Here is a 20820-nt window from a genome sequence, read left to right as displayed (position 1 = left end):
GTCAGGCCAGTACCGCGTTGATCCAGCCAATCTGCTGGGCGAAATCGCGCCGTTTTGCCTGGGGGATGGCATCCCGGGCACGTTCGAAGTTGTCCAGGCTCTGCTGCTTCTGGCGCAGCATGCGCTGCCACTTGGTGACGAAGGCCGGGCTTTTTTCACGCATCAGCAGCGGCCCGAAGTACAGCTCTTCGGCACTGTAGGCCACCGCCTCACAGGGCTGGGCAACGATGATCTCGTAGTCGAAACGGTTCTCGCGCAGCAACTCCTCGCTGACGATCCGGTAACCGTTGGCCATCAACCAGCCACGCAGTTCACGTTCGCCGCCGTTGGGCTGCAGAATCAGCCGCTGCTTGCCGCTCAACCGCGCCTTGCCGCGTTCAAGAATGTCGCACATGGTTTGCCCGCCCATGCCGCACAGGCTGATGGCGGTAATGGCATCCGAGGGCTCGATGGCGTCCAGGCCATCGGCCAGGCGTACGGTCACCTTCTCCTGCAGGCCATTGCGGCGCACGTTGCGCTGGGCCGAGGCATACGGCACCTGCGCCACCTCCCCCGCCAGCCCTGCCTCGATCACCCCGCGCAGCGCCAGGGCCACCGGCAGGTAGCCGTGGTCCGAGCCGATATCGGCCAGGCGCGCGCCTTGCGGCACATGCGCCGCCACGCGCTCCAGGCGCATCGACAAAGTCTGTTCGTTCAACTCAAGCCCCTTGCATAACGATCGGCGGCGATTCTGACGGCCAGGGCGTGGTATTTCAATGTGCAGGCGCTCGGCGGGGCGCGCGGCTCGACCCATTGGCCGCGCTCGCGTAGGCTTGCCACTTTCCTTCCGTCGCAAGGCAAACGTTCCCATGGCTAAGCTGATCTACACCCCGGATTCCGACCCGGAGTCCATTTCCTCCGACGTGGCCGAATACAACGGCATCCTGGTCACCACCCAGATTCCCACCGATGCCGACGGCAACCTGGTGCTGGGCGATATCGTGCAGCAGAGCGAAGCTACGCTTGAGGCCTTGAAAGTCGCCCTGGAGAAGGCCGGCAGCGGCATGGACAAGGTGATGCACCTGACCATCTACCTGACCGACATGGCTGACCGCGCGGTGTTCAACGAGGTGTACCAGCGTTTCTTCAGCAAACCCTGGCCGGTGCGTGCGGCGGTGGGCGTTGCGGCGCTGGCCTTCCCCGACATGCGCGTGGAAGTCACCGCCATGGCCGCCAAGGCCTGAAACCGATTTTACCGTGACAGAGCCGGGGCTGCTTTGCAGCCCTTCGCAGGCAAGCCTGCTCCTACACGTACAGGGCCATGCGCTGTTCCTGTAGGAGCAGGCTTGCCTGCGAAGGGCCGCAACGCGGCCCCGGCTCTTCCAACCCTTAAGCAGGAAGCTGCATGCATTATCCCCCTTTGCGCCGCAAGGCCCTGATTGCCTTGTTGCCCAGCCTGGGCCTGAGCCCACTGGCCCTGGCTGAACCTGCCACCACCTTCCAACTGCTGGAGCCGGTGGTGGTCACCGGCACCTACGCGCCGAACCCAAGCTTCGACCTGCCCTACTCCATCGACACCGTCGACCGCCAGCAGATCGCCGATGGCCAACTGGGCGTGAACCTGTCCGAGGCGCTGAACCGCGTGCCTGGCCTGGTGGTGCAGAACCGCCAGAACTACGCCCAGGACCTGCAGATTTCCTCGCGTGGCTATGGCGCCCGCTCGGCCTTCGGCATCCGTGGCATCAAGCTGTTCAGCGACGGTATCCCGGCCAGCACACCCGATGGCCAGGGCCAGGCGGCCTCGCTGAACCTGGACGTTGCCGACCGTATCGAAGTGCTGCGCGGCCCGGCCTCGGCCATTTATGGCAGTAACGCCGGCGGCGTGATCCAGATGTTCTCCCGCGACGGTTCTGGGCCACCGAAGGTTGGCGCCGAAACCACCTTCGGCAGCGACGGTTTCAACAAGAACCACCTGTACAGCGAAGGCGGCAGCGAAAAAGCCGGTTTCCTGGTGGACGCCTCGCGCATGGACACCGACGGCTACCGCGACCACAGCGCCGCCCGCCGCGACCAAACCTTCGCCAAGGTGCACGTCAAGCCCGACGAAGACAGCCGCCTGGCGCTGACCTTCAGCACCCTGGAGCAGAACGGCACCGAAGACCCGCTGGGCCAGACCTGGGACGCCTACAAGCACGACCCGCGCTCGGTGGCCACGCGCGCCGAGGAGTACAACACGCGCAAGAGCATTCACCACCAGCAGGTGGGCATGAACTACGAACGCTACTTCGGCGACGCCACCTTGCAGTTCAACCTGTATGCCGGCAAGCGCAGCGTGATTCAGTACCTGTCGATTCCCAAAGGCACTGCGCCGAACAACCGCGGCGGCGGTGTGGTCGACTTCGACCGCGAGTTCCACGGCGGCACCCTGCGCTGGATACAACCGATCAGCGCCGCCCCCGGCAACCTCACGCTGACGTTTGGCGCCGACTACGACCGCAGCCGCGACAACCGCCGTGGCTACCAGAACTTCAGCGGCGATACCCTGGGCGTGAAAGGCGAGCTGCGCCGCGACGAAAAGGACACCGCCACCAGCCTGGACCCCTATGTGCAGGCGCACTGGGAACTGGACCGCTGGACCGTGGACGCCGGCCTGCGCCACAGCAGCATGGAAATGGAAGTCGACGACCACTACCTGGCCAATGGCGATGCCAGCGGCTCGAAGACCTACCAGCGCACCACCCCGACCCTGTCGGTGATGTACGCCTTCACCCCCGACCTGCATGGCTATGTCAGCGCTGGCAAGGCGTTCGAAACCCCGACCCAGGCCGAAATGGCCTACGCGCCGGGCGCGCTGGAAGGCTTCAACTTCGGCCTGGAGCCGGCCACCAGCACCCAGTACGAACTGGGCCTTAAATGGCGCCCAGACGAACGCACGCGGATCAACGCGGCGGTCTTCGAAATCCGTACCAAGGACGAAATCGTGGTGGCCGCCTCCACCGATGGCCGCACCAGCTACCGCAATGCCGGCAAGACCCTGCGCCGTGGCTTCGAGCTGGGCGTGCAACGTGAAATCAGTGCGCAGTGGCAGGCCAACCTGACCTACACCCTGCTCGACGCCGCCTATGACGAGGCGTTCAGCCAAGGCACCACCACCATCGACAAAGGCAACCAGCTTCCCGGTATACCGCGCAGCAGCCTGTTCGGCGAACTGGTGTGGAAGCCGCGCGATGGCATCAGCATGGGCCTTGAGGGGCAATACCGTAGCCAGGTGTATGTCGAGGACACCAACGACCAGCATGCCGCGCCGAGCTATGCGGTGTTCAACTGGCGTACCCGGTTCGAGCAGCACGTTGGGCCGTGGACCTTCCACCAATTGGTGCGCCTGGACAACCTGCTGGATCGCCAGTACGTGGGGTCGGTGATTGTCGGCGACGGCAATGGCCGGTATTACGAGGCGGCGCCGGGACGGTCCTGGTACGCCGGTGCAGGGCTCGAATATCAGTTTTGACATTCAGGGCCGCGTTGCGGCCCTTCCCTTCACACGCCCCTGGTAGGAGCGACCGCAGGTCGCGATGGGCCGCAACGCGGCCCCACCGATCTACCGTCTAACGCTGCACCTGCATCCTCAACAACGCCGCCCCCAGGCACTTGCCATGGGCATCCAGCGCCAACGACCGCGTCACTCCACCGCGCAACAACCCCGGCAACACGAAATTCAGCGCATGCAACTGTGGCAGCTCATACCGCCGCACCGGCCCCGCCGCCGCATCACGCAGATGCGCAAACCAGGCCTCGACCCGCTCCACCGTCACCTCGCGCAGCAACAGCCCGTAGTCCTCAGGCCTGAACGCAATCAGCGAGATATTCGACGTATCGCCCTTGTCCCCCGTACGGGTGTGGGCCAGCTCGTGCAAGTACAGGGTCATGGGCATACCTCCAGGTGAACACGGGGCACTGCAAGTTCGCGCGGCAGGTACAGGCTGGCCACCGCCAGCACTTCACGCACCTGCCGGGTAGCACCGCCACCGCCTGCCGGGCCGTTGGTGTAAAGGGTTTCCACTTCGTTGCCCAGGGCTTGGGCCATGGCCCGCGTAGCGCAGCGCCCGGCCACCCGCAGGCGCACCTCCCAGGGCTCGCCGGGCTGGCCGAAGCTGCTGCCGTGCAGCGAATCGACGCCCAGCAGTTCACAGCGCAGTTCCTCGACCGCAACACCGGTCAACGCCAGGCGCTGCATCGCCACCTGCCCGGCCAAGCGGGCGCGCGCCACGGCATTTGGCCCGCCGTAGGAAATCTGCCCTTCGCCGATCCAGCCGTCGCGGTAGCCCACGGTCACTTTCAACTGCTCAGGCCGTTCGGTGCCGCTGGCACCGCTGGCCAGTACCCGGTCAGGCCCTGTTGCGTCGAAACGCACGGCAGAGAAATCGGCCACTACATCCGGGGTCAGGTAGCAGCGCGGGTCATGCACTTCATACAGCAACTGCTCGGTGCAGGTCGCCACATCGAGGCGCCCGCCGCTGCCGGCCACCTTGGTGATTTGCGCGTGGCCATCGCCGTCAATCTCGGCCAGGGGGAAACCCAGCCGCGCAAGGTCGGGCACCTCCTTCACCCCCGGGTCGGCAAAATAGCCGCCGCTGACCTGCCCGGCGCACTCCAGCAGGTGCCCGGTCAAGGTGCCACGGCCACGTCGCAGCCAATCGTCCGCCGCCCAGCCAAAGGCGTGTATCTGCGGGGCCAGGAACAGCGAAGGGTCGGCGACGCGGCCAGTGATTACCACATCGGCGTCCAGCGCCAGTGCCTCGACGATACCCTCGACGCCCAGGTAGGCATTGGCCGATACCAGGCGCTCGCCAAGGTCCGCCACGCGCTGGCCATTGTCCAGCGTCCAGTCGGGGTGCTGGCGCAGCACCGTCAGCACATCATCGCCCTCCACCGCTGCTACCTTCAGCCCGTGCAGGCCCAGCTCGGCGGCGATGGCCAGCACCTGGCGCGCCGCACCACGCGGGTTGGCGGCGCCCATGTTGCTGATGATGCGCAGGCGCCGGCCGCCCTGGCGCAGGTACGGCAGCACCGCGCGCATGCGGGTGGCCAGCAAGGGGTCGAAGCCGGCCTCGGGGTCGGCCAGGCGCGCCTGCTGGGCCAGGGCGATGGTGCGCTCGGCCAGGCATTCGAAAATCAGGTAATCCAACTGGCCATCACGGGCCAGCTCCACGGCGGGCTCCAGGCGGTCGCCGGAATAGCCGGCGCCAGCGCCAATTCGCAAGGTGTTCATGTTCAGAAAACTCCCAATGCCAGCGCGGTCAGGGTCATCAGCACCGACGCGGCGAACAGAAATGGCAGGGTGAAGCGCTGGTGGTCGGCAAGGTCGAGCTTGCACAGGCCCACCAACAGGAAGGTCGCGGGGGTCAGCGGGCTGACTGGGAAGCCTGTGGTGTGCACGCCCAGCAGCGAAGCTTGGGCGACCTGCAGCGGGTCCACGCCCAGTGAGCGGCCCACTTCGGCGATCACCGGCATGACGCCGAAGTAGAACGAGTCCGGGTCGAACAGCAGGCTCAGGGGCATCGACACGAAGCCCACCAGCGCCGGGATCAGCTTGCCGTGGCCCGGCGGAATCTGCTGCACGGCCACCTCAGCCATGGCCTTGAGCATGCCGGTGCCTTGCATGATGCCGGTGAACACCCCAGCGGCGAGGAGGATGCTGGCCATGGTCAATGCCGTCTTGGCGTGGGCATCGATGCGCTCGCGCTGCTGGTCGACACGCGGGTAGTTCAGGCACAGCGCGGCCACCGTGCCCAGCATGAACATCACCACCGGGTCGACCCAGCCGGCAATCATCACCGCCATCACCAATACGGTCAGCAGCAGGTTCGGCCAGAACATGCGCGGGCGGCGCAGAGCCTGCTCCTCGCCGGTCAGCACCCGCTGTGGCGCGGCGATGTCGCTGCCGGCCAGCAGCCCCAAGCGTTTTTCCTCCCGCCGGCCCAGCCACCAGGCGCAGGTGAAGACGAACGCCAGGCCCACCAGTTGCACCGGAATCAGCGGCTGGAACAGGTCGGCCACCGGCACGTGCAGCGCAGCGGACGAGCGCAGCACAGGCCCGGTCCAGGGCAGGAAGTTGACCCCGGCGGCCATGGCCGCGACGCAGGCCAGCACCCGCCGGTCGATGCCCAGGCGGGTATACAGCGGCAGCATGGCGGGCACCGTCACCAGGAAGGTCACCGCGCCCGAGCCGTCCAGGTGCACCAGCAGCGCCAACAAGGCGGTGCCGCAGACGATGCGCGTTGGCCGCGTACCCACGGCGCGCAGGATGCGGTCGATGATCGGGTCGAGCATGCCGGCATCGGTCATCACCCCGAAGAACAGGATGGCGAAGATGAACATGCCCACCACCGGCGCAACGTTCTTGATACCGGTCAGGATGAAACCGCTGGTTTGCAGGCCGTAGCCGGCCAGCAGTGCGGCAACCACGGGGAACGCGATCAGCGCCACCAGGGGCGAGATGCGCTTGCTCATCACAGCAACCAGCAGGGACACAATGGTAATGACGCCGTAGAGGGCGAGCATGGGAAGACTCCGGCTTGTTTTTGTTGTTGCCCCGAGTATCGGGATGCGCCGGGCTAGGTGTAAATTGCAATTTAACGCCAGGCACATTCGAAAAAACAAAATGAAGAATGCTCTGCAGCACATTCGCGCCTTTCTCACCGTTGCCCAGCGCGGCAACTTCGCCCGCGCCGCCGACGACCTGCACCTGTCGCCCTCGGCGCTGACCGTACAGATTCGCCAACTGGAAGGCTGGCTGGGCGTCGCCCTGCTCGAACGCAGCCCGCGCCATGTGGCGCTGACGGCGGCCGGGCGCGAAGCCTTGCCGGCCATGGAGAAGCTGCTGCTGGACCTGGGTAATATCGTCAATGCCAGCCAGGACCTGGCGGCCATCCGCCGTGGCGTGGTGACCGTCGCGGCCCTGCCATCGCTCTGTGCCGGCGCCTTGCCTGAGCGGCTGGCAGTGTTTCGCCAGGGCTTTCCCGGTATCGAGGTACGCCTGCGTGACCTGGTGGCCGAGCGCATCACCGAGCGCGTGCGCGATGGCGATGTCGACTTCGGCCTGGGCGTGCGTGCCGGGTTGGGCCACGGCCTGGCATTCGCGCCACTGCTGCACGACCGCCTGTGCCTGTTCGTGCCCACCGATCACCCGCTGGCCCGGGGCGAGGTCAGCCTGGGCGACCTGGACGGCCAACCCATGATCCTGACCGGCCGTGACAGCAGCGTGCGGGCGCAGATCGAACAGGTATTCCGCGACCGCGGGCTGGTCCTGCGTGCGGCGATGGAGGCCAACTACATGTCCACGGTACTGGCGTTGGTACGCAATGGGCTGGGAATTGCCTTGCTGCCGGAGTCGGCCGATGACGGCGAGCAACGGCTGGTGCGCAGGCAGCTGGATGAGCCGGGGCTGGAGCGCGAGCTTGGGGTGATTACCCGTAGCGAAAGCAGCTTGTCGCCGGCGGCGTTGCGGTTGGTGGAGTGCCTGAAAGGTATCCGGCTCTAGAGGGTGTTGTTTGTGCTTGCCCCGCGAAGAGGCCAAGCCTGCCATGCACCTCTGGGCACCCAATGATGCCTCCGGCCCCGAACCCCGCTACAATGCCGCCCTAACCGTGACAGCCCGAACCTATAACGACATGTCCCTTCCAAAGAATCACCTGGAACTGCTCAGCCCTGCCCGTGACGTGACCATCGCCCGCGAGGCGATCCTGCACGGTGCTGATGCCATCTATATCGGCGGCCCAAGCTTCGGCGCACGGCACAACGCCTGCAACGAGGTCGGCGAAATCGCCGAGCTGGTCGAGTTCGCCCGGCGCTACCATGCCCGGGTGTTCACCACCATCAACACCATCCTTCACGACAACGAACTGGAGCCAGCGCGCAAGCTGATCCACCAGCTCTACGACGCCGGTGTCGACGCACTGATCGTGCAGGACCTGGGGGTGATGGAACTGGACATCCCGCCGATCGAACTGCACGCCAGTACCCAGACCGACATCCGCACCCTGGAACGGGCCAAGTTCCTCGACCAGGCCGGGTTCTCCCAGCTGGTGCTGGCCCGTGAGCTGAACCTGCAGCAAATCCGCGCCATCGCCGCCGAAACCGACGCGGCCATCGAGTTCTTCATCCACGGTGCGCTGTGTGTGGCCTTCTCCGGCCAGTGCAACATCTCCCACGCCCAGACCGGGCGCAGCGCCAACCGCGGTGACTGCTCCCAGGCCTGCCGCCTGCCCTACACCCTCAAGGACGACCAGGGCCGCGTGGTTGCCTTCGAAAAGCACCTGCTGTCGATGAAGGACAACAACCAGACCGCCAACCTGGCCGACCTGGTCGATGCTGGCGTGCGCTCGTTCAAGATCGAAGGCCGCTACAAGGACGTGGGCTATGTGAAGAACATCACCGCCCACTACCGCAAGGAACTCGACGCCATCCTCGAAGGCCGCCCGGAACTGGCCCGCGCTTCCAGCGGCCGTACCGAGCACTTCTTCGTGCCCGACCCGGACAAAACCTTCCACCGCGGCAGCACCGACTACTTCGTCACCGACCGCAAGGTCGACATTGGCGCCTTCGACTCGCCAACCTTCACCGGCCTGCCGGTGGGTGTGGTGGAGAAAGTCGGCAAGCGTGACATGCAGGTGGTCACCGAGGTGCCGCTGACCAACGGCGACGGCCTCAACGTACTGGTCAAGCGTGAGGTGGTGGGTTTCCGCGCCAACATCGCCGAGCCCCGTGGCGAGTTCGAGGAAGACGGCCAGAAGCGCTACCGCTACCGCGTCGAGCCCAACGAGATGCCCGAGGGCCTGCACAAGCTGCGCCCGAACCACCCGTTGTCGCGCAACCTCGACCATAACTGGCAACAGGCCCTGCAGCGCACCTCGGCCGAACGCCGGGTGGGCGTGGAATGGCACGCGGTGCTGCGCGAGCAGCGCCTGATGCTCACCGTCAGCAGCGAAGAAGGCGTCAGCGTGCAAGTGGCGCTGGATGGCCCGTTCGGCGCGGCCAACAAGCCGCAGCAAGCGCTGGAGCAATTGCACGACCTGCTCGGCCAGTTGGGCACCACGATGTACCACGCCAATGCCATCGAGCTGGATGCGCCCCAGGCGTATTTCATCCCCAACTCGCAGCTCAAGGCCCTGCGCCGCGAAGCCATCGAGGCGCTGACCGAAGCCCGGGTGAAAGCCCACCCACGCGGTGCGCGCAAGGCAGAAACCACGCCGCCCCCGGTGTACCCGGAATCGCACCTGTCGTTCCTGGCCAACGTGTACAACCAGAAGGCCCGCGACTTCTACCACCGCCATGGCGTGCAATTGATCGACGCTGCGTACGAAGCCCACGAGGAACACGGCGAAGTGCCGGTGATGATTACCAAGCACTGCCTGCGTTTCTCTTTCAACCTGTGCCCCAAGCAGGCCAAGGGCGTGACTGGCGTGCGGACCAAGGTGGCGCCGATGCAGCTGATTCAGGGTGATGAGGTACTGACCCTGAAGTTCGACTGCAAGCCCTGCGAGATGCACGTGGTGGGCAAGATGAAAAGCCACATCATCGATCTGCCGACGCCGGGTAGCGCGGTGGCCCAGGTGGTGGGGCACATCAGCCCGGAAGATCTACTCAAGACCATTCCGCGTGCGCCGCATTGATCTATAGCCTGTAAGGGCCCTTTCGCGGGGCAAGCCCGCTCCTACACGGCCTTGTGTAGGAGCGGGCTTGCCCCGCGAAGAGGCCGGCAAAGACACAAAAATGTCTCATATGAGACACCAAACCTTGATCCCCCACCTATTTCCTGCACAATGCCAAGCATGCCACCCCTGCGAGGCCCCCTGATGCAACCCACCCCCCACGACGAACGCCTGCTCAAGGCCCTGGCCCACGCCATCGTGGTCCACCCCCGCGCCACCCTCAAGGAGCTGGCGGAAACCGCCGGTGTCAGCAAGGCCACCCTGCACCGCTTCTGCGGCACCCGTGACAACCTGGTGGCGATGCTCGAAGACCACGGCGAGCAGGTGCTCAACCAGGTCATCAGCAACGCCGCGCTGGGCACAGCCGAGCCACTGGATGCCGTGCGCCACCTGATTGCCGAACACCTCAAGCACCGTGAAATGCTGGTGTTCCTGATGTTCCAGTACCGCCCCGACACCCTGTTGGGCGACAGCGAAGACCGCCGTTGGCTGGCCTATACCCAGGCGATGGATGGCTTCTTCCTGCGTGCGCAGCAGTTGGGGGTGTTGCGCATCGACATCAGCGCAGCGGTGTTTACCGAGATGTTCATTACCCAGATCTACGGCATGGTCGATGCCGAGCGCCGCGGGCGAGCGGCCAGTGCCAATTCGGCGGTGGCGCTGGAGCAGCTGTTTTTGCATGGGGCCATGGCCGGAGTTTGACCGAGGATCGCGAGCTGCGCTCGCTCCTACGGGGCCTGTGCAAAGCTCGCGATGCGCCGCCTGCGGCGCGCGTTCCGGCACAAAAAAAAGGCCCCTGGGCACAAGTCCCAGGGGCCAAACCGGCCGGATCACCCAACCAAAGGAGCCTGTATTCAGCCCCGCGCCGGCCACCCACCGCCCAGCGCGCGGAACAGGTCGACCAACGCCAGCTGCCGCTGGGTACTGGCCTCGATATACGCCGCCTCGTTCACAAAATCACTGCGCTGCGCATCCAGGTAGCGCAGGTGGCTGTCGATTCCACCTTCATACCGGGCCTTGGCCAAAGCCAGCGTGGCCCGGCTGGTTTCGGCCAGCGAGCGCCGCGCCACCTCTTCGCGCCGCAGCGTATCCGTGGCCGCCAGCGCATCGGCCACCTCGCGGAAGGCCGCCTGGATGGCGCCCTCATAGGCCGCCACCGCCGCATCCTTGCGCGCCTCGGCCAAACTGAGCCCGGCGCGGTTGCGCCCGGCATCGAACAGCGGCACCGACAACTGCGGCATGAAGGCCCAACTGCGCGAACCACCGTCGAACAAGCCCGACACCTGCGCACTCGACGTGCCGAAGTTACCGGTCAGGCTGATGCGCGGGAAAAACGCCGCCCGCGCCGCACCAATGTCGGCGTTGCGTGCCCGCAGCCGGTGCTCGGCGGCGAGGATATCGGGCCGCCGCTCAAGCAGCGCCGACGGCGCGCCGGGCGCGATGTCCTGCAACACACTGGGCGCCGTTTGCCGCTGGGCCGGGATCACCGCCTGCGCGCTGCCCACCAGCAGCACCAAGGCATTGCGCGCCTGGCGCTGCTGGCGCAGGTTGCTTTCAAGCTCGGCGCGGGCCTGCTCGACCAGGCCCAGGGCCTCCTGGTGATCCAGCGCGGTGGCCTCACCGGCAGTGCGGCGCTGGCCGATCAAGGCCAACGAATCTTCACGGCTGGCCAGGGCCTGGCGGGTCAACGCCAGCCGCCGCTCGGCGCCATCCAGGCTCAGGTACGCCTGGCTGACCTCGCCAATCAGCGCGATACGTGCCGCGCGCCCGGCTTCTTCAGTGGCCAGGTACTGCTCCAGTGCCGCATCGCTAAGGCTTTTCACCCTGCCGAACAGGTCGACTTCGTACTCCGGCAACGACCCCCCCACCTGGTAGGTGCTGGTGACGCCGCCCGATCCATCACTGGCCAGGCTGGCCGGTACCCGCTGCCGGTTACCGGAAGCGCCAGCACTCAAACCCGGCACCCGGTCGGCCCGCTGAATCCGGTACTGCGCCCGGGCCTGCTCGATGTCCAGCAGGGTCTGGCGCAGCGAGCGGTTGTTGTCCAGCGCCGTGCCCACCAGCTGGCGCAAGGCCGGGTCGACGATGAACGCCTGCCAATCCAGGCCATCCACGGCCTGCCCTGGCTGCTCTGGCGCAGCCTGCCACTGGCGCGCCACGGGCGCCTCGGGGCGCTGGTAGGTGGGCGCCAGCGAGCAGCCGCTGGCCAGCAAGGCCAGGGCGAACGGCAGCAACACATTACGCATGCGCATCAGTCACCTCGCCAGCGTGGGTTTGCGGGGCCGGCTTGCGCTTGAGCAGCGACAGCACCCAGACGAAACAGATCGGCACGAACACCACGCCCAGCAAGGTGGCGCTGAGCATGCCGCCGATCACCCCGGTACCAATGGCGCGCTGGCTGGCCGCGCCGGCGCCGCTGGCAAGCGCCAGGGGCACCACGCCGAGGATGAACGCCATGGAGGTCATCACGATCGGCCGGAAACGCAGGCGTGCAGCCTCGATGGCAGCGTCACGCAGGCTGTAGCCCTTCTCCCACAGCTCCTTGGCGAACTCGACGATCAGGATCGCGTTCTTCGCCGCCAGGCCAATGATGGTGATCAGGCCAACCTTGAAGTACACATCGTTGGGCAAGCCGGTCACCATCACCGCCAGCACCGCGCCAAGGGCGCCGATGGGCACGATCAGCATCACCGTCAACGGGATCGCCCAGCTTTCGTACAACGCCACCAGCAGCAGGAACACCACCAGGATGGCCAGGGCGAACAGGCTGCCCGCCTGGCCGCTGGACACCTTTTCCTGGTATGACAGGCCCGTCCAGGCATAGCCGATGCCCGGCGGCAGCGCACTGGCCAGGCGCTCCATCTCAGCCATGGCCTGGCCGGTGCTGTGGCCCGGCGCAGCGTCGCCGGCGATGCGGATGGACGGGTAGCCGTTGTAGCGCACGATTTGCACCGGCCCTTCCTCCCAATGGGTGGTGACGAAGCTGCTGAACGGCACCTGCTGGCCATTGGCATTGGGCGCGTACAGGCGCAGCACGCTTTCCGGGGTCATCCGCTCGCCCTGCTCGGCCTGCACCACCACGCGCTGCTGGCGGCCGGCGTTGGTGAAGTCGTTGATTACCGCCGAGCCGAACGCCGTGGCCAGGGTGCTATTGATGCTCTCGAAGCTCACACCCAGGGCACGGGCCTTTTCACGGTCGATCGCCACCCGCAGTTGCGGTGCTTCGGCCAGGCCTTCCATCATCGCGTAGAGAATCACCGGGTTGCCATTGGCCTGGCCCAGCAACTGGTCACGTGCCGCCAGCAAGGCTTCGCGGCCCAGGCCGCCACGGTCGAGCAGGCGCAGGGCAAAGCCGCCGGAGTTGCCCAGGCCGTCGATGGGCGGCGGGTTGACCGCCATGATCGTGCCGTCGTCATGGCCGGCAAAGCGGGCGTTGATGGCCACGGTTTCGGCGTCCACCGACTGGTCCTTGCCGCGCAGCGACCAGTCCTTGTAGGTGGGGAATGCCAGCGCGGCGTTCTCGCCCATGCCCGAGAAACTGAAGCCGCTGACCACGAATGCCGACGCCAATGCCTCGCGTGACATCAGGAACTGCTCCAGCGCTTGGCCGGTGGCATCGGTGCGCACGCGGCTGGCGCCCGGCGGCAGCTGCACGTCGACGATGGCGTAGCCTTGGTCTTCCACCGGCACGAACGATTCGGGCAGGCGCAGGTAGAAGTAGCCCAGCATCGCCAGGATCCCGGCGTACACCAGCATGTAGCGGCCAGCACGCTTGACCAGCGCGCCGTTCATGCCCGAGTAGCGCTCGGTCAGGCGGGCGAAACCACGGTTGAAAGCGCCGAAGAACCCGCGCTTCTCATGGTGCCCCGGGGCCACCGGCTTGAGCAGGGTGGCGCACAGCGCCGGGGTGAAGGTAAGCGCCAGGAAGCCCGAGAACAGAATGGATACCGCCAGCGACAGCGAGAACTGCTGGTAGATCACCCCCACGGAACCTGCCATGAACGCCAGTGGCAGGAACACCGCCGACAACACCAGGGTGATGCCGATGATCGCCCCCGACACCTGGCCCATGGCCTTGACCGTGGCCTGGGCTGGCGGCAGCCCTTCTTCGGCCATGATCCGCTCGACGTTTTCCACCACCACGATGGCGTCGTCGACCAGAATGCCAATGGCCAGCACCATGCCGAACATGGTCATCATGTTCACCGAGAAGCCCAGCAACTTCATCACCATCAGCGTACCGAGCAGGCACACCGGCACCACGATCGACGGGATCAGGGTGTAGCGGATGTTCTGCAGGAACAGGAACATCACCAGGAACACCAGGACCATGGCCTCGATCAGGGTATGGATCACCTTCTCGATGGCCACGTCGACGAAGCGCGAGGTGTCGTAGGGCACCGAATACTCGACGCCTTCGGGGAAGAACTCGCTCAGCTCGGCCAAACGTTCCTTGACCCGCTCGGCGGTTTTCAGCGCGTTGGCACCGGGCGCCAGCTGCACCGCGCCGGCCACCGCCGGCTTGCCGTCCAGGCGCGAGGAGAAGTTGTAGCTTTCCAGGCCCACTTCCAGCCGGGCGACATCGGCCAGGGTTACCTGCGAGCCGTCGGGGTTGGCGCGCAGCAGCACGCGGCCGAAGGCCTCGGGGTCGTCAAGGGTGCCCTGCACCGCCAGGGTGGCGGTCAGTTCCTGTTCGCTGCTGCCTGGCGCACTGCCGAAGCTGCCGGCCGGCACCTGCACGTTCTGCCCGCGAATGGCGTTGCTCACGTCATCGATCGACAGGCCGAAACCCACCAGTTTCTGCGGGTCGACCCACACGCGCATGGCCGCTTCCGAGGAGAAGAACTGCAGCTTGCCCACGCCCGGCACGCGGCGCAGTTCGTTGTTGATGTTGCGTGCGGCGTAGTCGCCCAGGGCCGTGGTATCGGCCTTGCCGGCGCCATCCTTGTAGCTCAGGGCGTAGATCAGCAAGAAGCCGGCGCTGGTCTGTTCCACCTGGATACCCTGGGTGGTGACCGCCTGCGGCATGCGCGCCTCGGCTTTCTTCAGGCGGTTCTGCACGTCCACCTGGGCCAGTTCCGGGTCGGTGCCCGGCTCGAAGGTGGCCACCACCTCGGCCATGCCGTTGGAGTTGTTGGTGGACTCGAAGTACAGCAGGTTCTTGGCGCCGTTGAGCGACTCCTCGATGATGCTGGTGACCGACTCCACCAGCACCTTGGCAGAGGCGCCCGGGTAGGTGGCGGTGATGGTGATTTGCGGCGGCGCCACGTTGGGGTACTGGGCCACCGGCAGCATGGGGATTACCAGCAACCCGGCCAGGGAAATGAACAGGGCCATGACCCAGGCGAAATTCGGCCGCTTGATGAAGAACTTGGACATCTCGTGCTCCTCGCCTCAGCGCGCCGCTGCGTGTTGCGCGGCGGCCGGTGCCACGGGCATGCCGGGGGCCAGGCCCGCCGGGCTGCCAACGATCACCTGGTCGCCCGGGCGCAGGCCCTCGGTGACCTGCCAGCGCGCACCGTGCATGGCGCCGGTGCGCACGGCACGGGCCTCGGCGATGCCACCGGTGCCCACCAGCAGTACCCGCGCCTCGCCATCGCTACCGCGCTGGATGGCGCGTTGCGGCACCAGGATGGCCTGGTTGTCGGTGCCCTGGGGCGTCAGCACGCGCACGTACATGCCCGGCAGCAGGATGCCGTCGGCGTTGTCGAAACGCCCGCGCAGGGTGACCTGGCCAGTGCCACGGTCAACGGCCACGTCAGTGAACATCAGCGTGCCCTGGCGTTGATAATCGGTGCCTTCGACCCGGGCTGTCAGCGCGGGGTTGTCGCCGGCGGCCAGTTCGCCGTCCTTGAGCGCCTGGCGCAAACGCAGGGCGTCGGCGGCGGATTGGGTGAAGTCGACGTAGATCGGGTCGAGTTGCTGCACGCGCGCCATCAGCGTGGCGTCGCCCTGCCCCACCAGCGCACCTTCGGTGACCAGGGCGCGGCCGATCCGGCCGGAGATGGGCGCCTTGACCGTGGCATAGCCAAGGTTAAGGCGCGCCGTTTCGACATCGGCCTGGGCCGAGCGCACGGCCGCCTGGCCGCTGCGCAGGTCGGCACTGGCCTTGTCGAAGTCTTGCTGGCTGACCGCCTCGATCTTCACCAGCGGCTGGTAGCGGCGCACCCGCGCCTGGGCTTCGAGCATCACCGACTGGGCACGGGCCAGCTCGCCTTCGGCACGCGACAGCGCGGCCTTGAACGGCGCGGGGTCGATCTGGAACAGCACATCGCCGGCCTTGACGTCGGCGCCCTCTTCGAAACGTTTGTGCAGGACGATTCCGGCCACCCGGGCGCGGACTTCCGCCACCCGCATGGGTTCGACCCGGCCAGGCAGGGTCGAGGCCAGGGCCAGCGGTTCGCTGGCGACGGTGACGGTCTGGACGGGAATGGTGGTGTTGGCGGCGGACGCTGGCGCTTGCTGTTCGTCGCAGCCGGCTAACGCAACGGCAGCGGCCAAGCAGCTGACCAGTCCTAGTGCACGCAAGTGGCGCATGATTCACCCGAGCTATTTAGAGAAAAACGGCCCGAATGATATTTCTGGAGGCTTAATGAGTCAATTTTGTCTCATTTGAAACTTTGTGAATATTTGTGAAGCGTTCGCGAGCTTTGCTCGCTCCTACAGGGAGGGATGTGAACGCACGCCTTGCGTAGGAGCGACCAAAGGTCGCGATGGGCCGCAAAGCGGCCCCGCCCCTTACAACAATCCCAACCCCCGCGCCGTCCGGTCCACCGCGATGCGGGTCTTCTCCACCAACTCATCCAGCTCCCCATGGTTGGCCACCAACGCCGGCGCCATGATCATCCGGCCCAGGGTCGAGCGAATGATCACCCCTTCCTCGAACCCATAGGTCCGGCACTGCCACGCCAGGTCATTCTCGTTGGCGTACCGCTTGCGGCTGCCCTTGTCCTCGGCAAACTGCAACGCCGCCACCAATCCAGCGCCCTGTACCTGGCCAATCAGCGGGTGATTGGCAAACACCTCGCGCAGGATCCGCTGCAGGTAAGGCCCGGTATCCTCCTTCACCTGGCGCACGATGCCTTCGTCGCGCAGCGCCTTGAGATTGGCAATCGCCACCGCCGCCGCCACCGGGTGCCCGGAATAGGTCAGGCCGTGGGCGAACACCCCGCCCCGTTCCACCAGGGCCTCGGCAATGCGCTGGCTCAGCACCAGGCCGCCCATGGGCACGTAGCCCGAGGTCAGGCCCTTGGCGATCGACAGGGTGTCGGGCTGGAAGCCGAAGTATTCATGGGCGAACCATTCGCCGGTGCGGCCAAAGCCCCCAATCACCTCGTCGGCGCACAGCAGCACGTCGTATTGGCGGCAGATGCGCTGAATCTCCGGCCAGTAGCTTTCCGGCGGGAAGATCATCCCGCCTGCGCCCTGGAACGGCTCGGCGATAAAGCCCGCGACGTTCTCGGCGCCCAGTTCAAGAATCTTCTCTTCCAGTTGCAGGGCGCAGCGGCGGCCGAACTCGGCCGGGGTCAGCTCGCCCCCGGCGGCGTACCAGTACGGCTCGTCGATGTGCGCCACGTCCGGGATCATCCCGCCCATTTCGTGCATGAACTTCATGCCGCCCAGCGCCGTGGCCGCCAGGGTCGAGCCGTGGTAGCCGTTCCAGCGGCCGATCATGATCTTCTTGGCTGGCTGGCCGACCACCTGCCAGTAACGGCGTACGGTTCGGATCAGCACCTCGTTGGCCTCGGAGCCGGAGTTGGTGTAGATGGCGTGGCTGTAGTGGCCCGGCAGCAGGCTGAACAGCAACTCGGACAGCTCGATCACCGCCGGGTGGGTGGTGTGGAAGAACATGTTGTAGTAGGCCAGCTGGTCCATCTGCGCAGCGGCGGCGGTGGTGAGGTCCTTGCGCCCGTAGCCGAGCTGGGTGCACCACAGGCCGGACATGCCGTCCAGGTAGCGCTTGCCGTCGCTGTCCCACAGGTGCAGGCGCTCGCCGCCCACCATCACCCGCGGGCCTTCGGCATTCAGCGCCTTCTGGTCGAGGAAGGCATGGATATGGTGGGCGGCATCGCCGGCCTGGTAGTCACGGGTATCGCGCTGGGCGTGCAGCTGGGCTTTGAACGGTGCGTTCATTGTTGTTCTCCAGGGTGAAACGCGGCATGCAGTTGTCCCTGCCAGACCGCTGACAGTAAAAAACGTTTGAGGGGTAGCGGCGCGTTCAGCGCCTTCGCAGGTAGCTTTCCAACGGGTCTTTGCTCAGGCCTTCCTGGGCCTGGGCGAGCGAGTCGATGAACAGCGAAAACAGCTCGGACTGCTTGGCGATGTCGAGCTTGGTGTAGAGGTTCTTGCGGTGGGTCTTCACCGTGTCCTCGCTGATGCCCAGGCGCTCGGCCAGGGAACGGGTGGAGTGGCCACGCAGCAGGTACTGGGCGATGCGGCACTCGCGCTCGGTGAGCAGGGACGAGCCAAAGTTGTTCAGTGCGGCGTTGATCTGCCGGCCCAAGGCACTTTCGAAGCGCCCGCCCAGGGCGTCCACGTCCAGGTGCCCCCACTGGCGGCGCACGCTGGCCACCACCCAGGGCGCCACGCACTTGAGGTCGTTGACCTGCTGGCGGTCCAGGCGGCGGGTGCTGGCCAGGGCCACGGCGATGGTCAGGTGTTCGTCCAGGGGCACGATGAAGTTCAGTTCGTCTTCAAGGTGCGCGTGCTGGTAGAACGCCAGGTAATACTCGCTGCGCTTGAAGTGGTCGGGGGCGACATCGCTCAGGCGGTAGCAACCGGGAGCGATCCCGTCCATGCAGGCGCGGTAGAACGGGCACAGCAGGTAGTAGCCTTCGAGGTATTTGTGGATGTTGCCTTCGGGCAACCACGGGCCTTCCTCGTCTTTTTCGAACAACGCCGAAGGCAGGCCCTTGCGTGGGTAGAGGAACACGGTGATGGCCTGGCACGGGGCAATCAGCTTGAGCGCGGCGAACAGCGCCTCGACGAAGCCCGGCGAACCCTGGGCGTCGACGACACGGGCCATCTGCGCGTACCAGTCGGGCGATTTCAGCCGGTCTTTGCTCATTGTCGTGGTCCCATGCCGGGGTTGTTGTGGTTGGGATTCTTGCACGCGCTTGCCAGGCGGACCATCACCCTTCGGGGTGAGGCCGTGCCCCCCCATCCTACGCACGCCCCCGTAGGAGCGAGCGCAGCTCGCGATGCGCCGCAAAGCGGCGCCCTATGGCATCATCGACCCCACCTCACTACCAGGGCCGAACATGTTGATCGACGAAGAACTGACCCTGAAGAAGCTGGAAACCTTCCTCGCCTTCATGCGCAGCGGCAACCTGGGCCGCGCCGCCGCCGAGCTGTCCACCAGCGCGGTGAGCGTACACCGGGCCATCCATTCCCTGGAAAGCGCCCTGCGCTGCCCGCTGTTCAAACACGAGGGCCGCCAGCTGATTCCCCTGGAAAGCGCCTATGTACTGGAGAAAAAAGCCCGCCAGCTGATCCAGGACGCCGAACAGATGGTGCGCCAAACCCGCGAGGCAGCGGGCTTCTACGCCGAGCGCTTTCGCCTGGGGGCGCTGTACTCGCTGACGGTGAAAACCGTGCCCAAGCTGGTGATGGGCCTGAAGCTGCGGCGCAGCGAGCTGAACATCGACCTCACCCTGGGTTCGAACGTCGACTTGCTGCAACGGCTGAAGAACCACGAACTGGAAGCGATCCTGGTGTCGCTGGACGAAAGCGTGGCAGACCCTGCCTGTGAACAGCTGCCGCTGTTTTCCGACGACATTTTCCTGGCCGTGCCCACCGACTCGCCCTTTGCCGAGCAGCAGGAAGTGGACCTGGCGGACTTGGCCGACTCCACCTTCATCACCCTGACCCAAGGCTTCGCCACCCACCGCGACGGCGCCCGGGTGTTTCAGCAGGCCGGCTTCGAGCCGAAGGTGGCGATGCAGGTGAACGATATCTTCACCCTGCTGAGCATGGTCAGCTCGGGCGTGGGCTTCGCCCTGCTGCCCGGGCGGATCGCGGCAGTGTACGAGAACCGCGTGAAGCTGATTGCGCTGCAGGCGCGGTACCGGCTGCAGCAGCATATTGGCGTGGTGTTCCTGAAGGCCCGGGAGCGGGAGCCGAACCTGCTGGCGTTGCTGGCTGAATGCCGGATGTACAGCCGTGAGAATTGAGCCAGGCCAGCGCCGCTTCGGTAGGAGCGAGCGCAGCTCGCGATGGGGCGCGTAGCGCCCCCAAGGTTTCAGCTTCGCGGCTCAGAACGCCGCTGTAGGAGCGGGCTTGACCCGCGAAGCAGGCGACGCGGGGCATGGCACCGGCTGCGCCGGTGTTCGCGGGGCAAGCCCGCTCCTACAGGGAATGCCGGCACTAACCGACCAAGCCCCTGACACAGAAATACAGAACCGAAGGCCCCATCAGGCACCCCAACCCGGTATGGAAGGTGGCGGTCAACGCGCCATAGGGCACCAGCCGCCGATCAGTCGCCGCCAACCCGGCTGTCACCCCCGACACCGTGCCCGCCAAGCCACCAAACACCATCGCCGAGCGCGGGTTGTCCAGCGCCAGCAGCCGCGCCGACACCGGGGTGAACACCATCACCAGAATCGCCTTGATCAACCCGGTGGCAATCGACAGCGCCACCACGTCCGAACTCGCGCCCAGCGCCGCCCCGGTCACCGGGCCAACGATATAGGTCACCGCCCCGGCACCGATGGTGGTCATGCTCACCGCGTCGCGGTAACCAAAAGCGTAGGCCACCGCGCAACCGACGATGAACGGCAGCACCGTCCCGAGCAGCAGCGACACGGCGCCAATCATCCCGGCCTTGCGCGCCTCGGTGGCCTGCACCTCGAACGCCGTGGCGACGATGGCGAAGTCGCGCAGCATCGCCCCGCCCATCAGCCCAATACCGGAAAACAGCGCCATGTCGGCCAGGCCTTTCTGCCCGCCCGTCACGGTGCCGCCCACCCAGGCCAGCACCAGGCCGATGACGATGGCAATCGCCGAGCCGTGCACCCGGCCGAATGTCAGGTACTTGGACAGCAACACCGACAACCACATGATCCCACCCACCACCGCGAAGGCCGTGATCAGGCCGTTGTGCTCCAACGCATTGTCAATGATCGGCCACATG

General features: G+C 66.0%; 16 protein-coding genes. 6 read left to right on the top strand and 10 right to left on the bottom strand.

The window, feature by feature from the left end; translation table 11 throughout:
- Position 1: 1 nt before the first annotated feature.
- Positions 2-697: a tRNA (adenine(22)-N(1))-methyltransferase TrmK gene (locus F3J44_RS17475; RefSeq protein ID WP_167070481.1), complete on the bottom strand. Its 696-nt coding sequence runs from the start codon at positions 695-697 to the stop codon at positions 2-4.
- A 151-nt stretch (positions 698-848) separates the two neighbouring features.
- On the opposite strand from F3J44_RS17475, the gene F3J44_RS17470 reads away from it, so the two are divergent.
- Positions 849-1223 carry a RidA family protein gene (locus tag F3J44_RS17470; RefSeq protein ID WP_167070479.1) on the top strand — a complete coding sequence of 125 codons (375 nt, stop codon included), beginning with the start codon at positions 849-851 and terminating at the stop codon, positions 1221-1223.
- 161 nt (positions 1224-1384) lie between these two features.
- Entirely contained in the window at positions 1385-3487 is a 2103-nt protein-coding gene (locus F3J44_RS17465; RefSeq protein WP_167274409.1) for a TonB-dependent receptor, read from the top strand.
- A 97-nt stretch (positions 3488-3584) separates the two neighbouring features.
- Here the strand turns inward: F3J44_RS17465 and F3J44_RS17460 are convergent, their stop codons facing one another.
- The 3 genes from F3J44_RS17460 to F3J44_RS17450 are packed head-to-tail and all read right to left on the bottom strand — an operon-like array spanning position 3585 to position 6627.
- Positions 3585-3905, bottom strand: coding sequence for a hypothetical protein (locus tag F3J44_RS17460; protein WP_167070475.1), 321 nt, complete (start codon positions 3903-3905; stop codon positions 3585-3587).
- Entirely contained in the window at positions 3902-5248 is a 1347-nt protein-coding gene (locus F3J44_RS17455) for an acyclic terpene utilization AtuA family protein (protein WP_167274406.1), read from the bottom strand. Before F3J44_RS17455 ends, F3J44_RS17460 begins: the two co-directional genes overlap by 4 nt.
- A 2-nt stretch (positions 5249-5250) precedes the next feature.
- A complete protein-coding gene (locus tag F3J44_RS17450; RefSeq protein WP_167274402.1) occupies positions 5251-6627 on the bottom strand; it encodes a CitMHS family transporter in 1377 nt (458 codons plus the stop codon).
- A gap of 13 nt (positions 6628-6640) precedes the next feature.
- Here F3J44_RS17450 and F3J44_RS17445 point away from each other — a divergent pair, with 13 nt between their 5' ends.
- The 3 genes from F3J44_RS17445 to F3J44_RS17435 all read left to right on the top strand — a co-directional run bounded on the left by F3J44_RS17445 (position 6641) and on the right by F3J44_RS17435 (position 10391).
- On the top strand, positions 6641-7519 hold the full coding sequence (locus F3J44_RS17445; protein WP_167274399.1) for a LysR family transcriptional regulator: 879 nt from the start codon (positions 6641-6643) through the stop codon (positions 7517-7519).
- A 130-nt stretch (positions 7520-7649) separates the two neighbouring features.
- The gene (locus tag F3J44_RS17440; RefSeq protein WP_167070469.1) at positions 7650-9650 is read left to right on the top strand and encodes a U32 family peptidase; all 2001 of its coding nucleotides are present in this window, start codon (positions 7650-7652) and stop codon (positions 9648-9650) included.
- Positions 9651-9833: 183 nt separating this feature from the next.
- Complete coding sequence (locus F3J44_RS17435; protein WP_167274395.1) at positions 9834-10391, top strand: TetR/AcrR family transcriptional regulator; 558 nt, start codon at positions 9834-9836, stop codon at positions 10389-10391.
- A 152-nt stretch (positions 10392-10543) separates the two neighbouring features.
- On the opposite strand, the gene F3J44_RS17430 is transcribed toward F3J44_RS17435, so the two are convergent.
- The 5 genes from F3J44_RS17430 to F3J44_RS17410 all read right to left on the bottom strand — a co-directional run bounded on the left by F3J44_RS17430 (position 10544) and on the right by F3J44_RS17410 (position 18756).
- Positions 10544-11941 (bottom strand): efflux transporter outer membrane subunit, encoded by a 1398-nt coding sequence (locus F3J44_RS17430; protein WP_167274392.1) that lies wholly within the window; start codon positions 11939-11941, stop codon positions 10544-10546.
- A complete protein-coding gene (locus tag F3J44_RS17425; protein WP_167274390.1) occupies positions 11928-15068 on the bottom strand; it encodes an efflux RND transporter permease subunit in 3141 nt (1046 codons plus the stop codon). The genes F3J44_RS17430 and F3J44_RS17425 overlap by 14 nt, the downstream gene beginning before the upstream one ends.
- A gap of 15 nt (positions 15069-15083) precedes the next feature.
- The gene (locus tag F3J44_RS17420; protein ID WP_167070461.1) at positions 15084-16226 is read right to left on the bottom strand and encodes a MexC family multidrug efflux RND transporter periplasmic adaptor subunit; all 1143 of its coding nucleotides are present in this window, start codon (positions 16224-16226) and stop codon (positions 15084-15086) included.
- Between the two features lie 201 nt (positions 16227-16427).
- Positions 16428-17822, bottom strand: a complete 1395-nt coding sequence (locus F3J44_RS17415) for an aspartate aminotransferase family protein (protein ID WP_167274387.1) — start codon at positions 17820-17822, stop codon at positions 16428-16430.
- An 85-nt stretch (positions 17823-17907) separates the two neighbouring features.
- The gene (locus tag F3J44_RS17410; RefSeq protein ID WP_167070717.1) at positions 17908-18756 is read right to left on the bottom strand and encodes a helix-turn-helix transcriptional regulator; all 849 of its coding nucleotides are present in this window, start codon (positions 18754-18756) and stop codon (positions 17908-17910) included.
- 133 nt (positions 18757-18889) lie between these two features.
- Between F3J44_RS17410 and F3J44_RS17405 the strand changes: the two genes are divergently transcribed.
- A complete protein-coding gene (locus tag F3J44_RS17405) occupies positions 18890-19861 on the top strand; it encodes a LysR substrate-binding domain-containing protein (RefSeq protein WP_240158414.1) in 972 nt (323 codons plus the stop codon).
- Positions 19862-20054: 193 nt separating this feature from the next.
- On the opposite strand, the gene madM is transcribed toward F3J44_RS17405, so the two are convergent.
- Complete coding sequence (gene madM / locus F3J44_RS17400; protein ID WP_085678325.1) at positions 20055-20819, bottom strand: malonate transporter subunit MadM; 765 nt, start codon at positions 20817-20819, stop codon at positions 20055-20057.
- Between the last annotated feature and the right edge of the window lies 1 nt (position 20820).

The sequence above is a fragment of the Pantoea sp. Tr-811 genome, assembly GCF_011752535.1.
Classification (GTDB): Bacteria; Pseudomonadota; Gammaproteobacteria; order Pseudomonadales; family Pseudomonadaceae; genus Aquipseudomonas.
This window is presented reverse-complemented; position numbering and strand designations above follow the sequence as displayed.

Coding starts and splice junctions, on each gene's coding strand:
- F3J44_RS17470 (WP_167070479.1), top strand. CDS start 849: ATGGCTAAGCTGATCTACACCCCGGATTCCGACCCGGAGTCCATTTCC.
- F3J44_RS17465 (WP_167274409.1), top strand. CDS start 1,385: ATGCATTATCCCCCTTTGCGCCGCAAGGCCCTGATTGCCTTGTTGCCC.
- F3J44_RS17460 (WP_167070475.1), bottom strand. CDS start 3,905: ATGACCCTGTACTTGCACGAGCTGGCCCACACCCGTACGGGGGACAAG.
- F3J44_RS17455 (WP_167274406.1), bottom strand. CDS start 5,248: ATGAACACCTTGCGAATTGGCGCTGGCGCCGGCTATTCCGGCGACCGC.
- F3J44_RS17450 (WP_167274402.1), bottom strand. CDS start 6,627: ATGTGCCTGGCGTTAAATTGCAATTTACACCTAGCCCGGCGCATCCCG.
- F3J44_RS17445 (WP_167274399.1), top strand. CDS start 6,641: ATGAAGAATGCTCTGCAGCACATTCGCGCCTTTCTCACCGTTGCCCAG.
- F3J44_RS17440 (WP_167070469.1), top strand. CDS start 7,650: ATGTCCCTTCCAAAGAATCACCTGGAACTGCTCAGCCCTGCCCGTGAC.
- F3J44_RS17435 (WP_167274395.1), top strand. CDS start 9,834: ATGCAACCCACCCCCCACGACGAACGCCTGCTCAAGGCCCTGGCCCAC.
- F3J44_RS17430 (WP_167274392.1), bottom strand. CDS start 11,941: ATGCGCATGCGTAATGTGTTGCTGCCGTTCGCCCTGGCCTTGCTGGCC.
- F3J44_RS17425 (WP_167274390.1), bottom strand. CDS start 15,068: ATGTCCAAGTTCTTCATCAAGCGGCCGAATTTCGCCTGGGTCATGGCC.
- F3J44_RS17420 (WP_167070461.1), bottom strand. CDS start 16,226: ATGCGCCACTTGCGTGCACTAGGACTGGTCAGCTGCTTGGCCGCTGCC.
- F3J44_RS17415 (WP_167274387.1), bottom strand. CDS start 17,822: ATGAACGCACCGTTCAAAGCCCAGCTGCACGCCCAGCGCGATACCCGT.
- F3J44_RS17410 (WP_167070717.1), bottom strand. CDS start 18,756: ATGAGCAAAGACCGGCTGAAATCGCCCGACTGGTACGCGCAGATGGCC.
- F3J44_RS17405 (WP_240158414.1), top strand. CDS start 18,890: ATGCGCCGCAAAGCGGCGCCCTATGGCATCATCGACCCCACCTCACTA.
- madM (WP_085678325.1), bottom strand. CDS start 20,819: ATGTGGCCGATCATTGACAATGCGTTGGAGCACAACGGCCTGATCACG.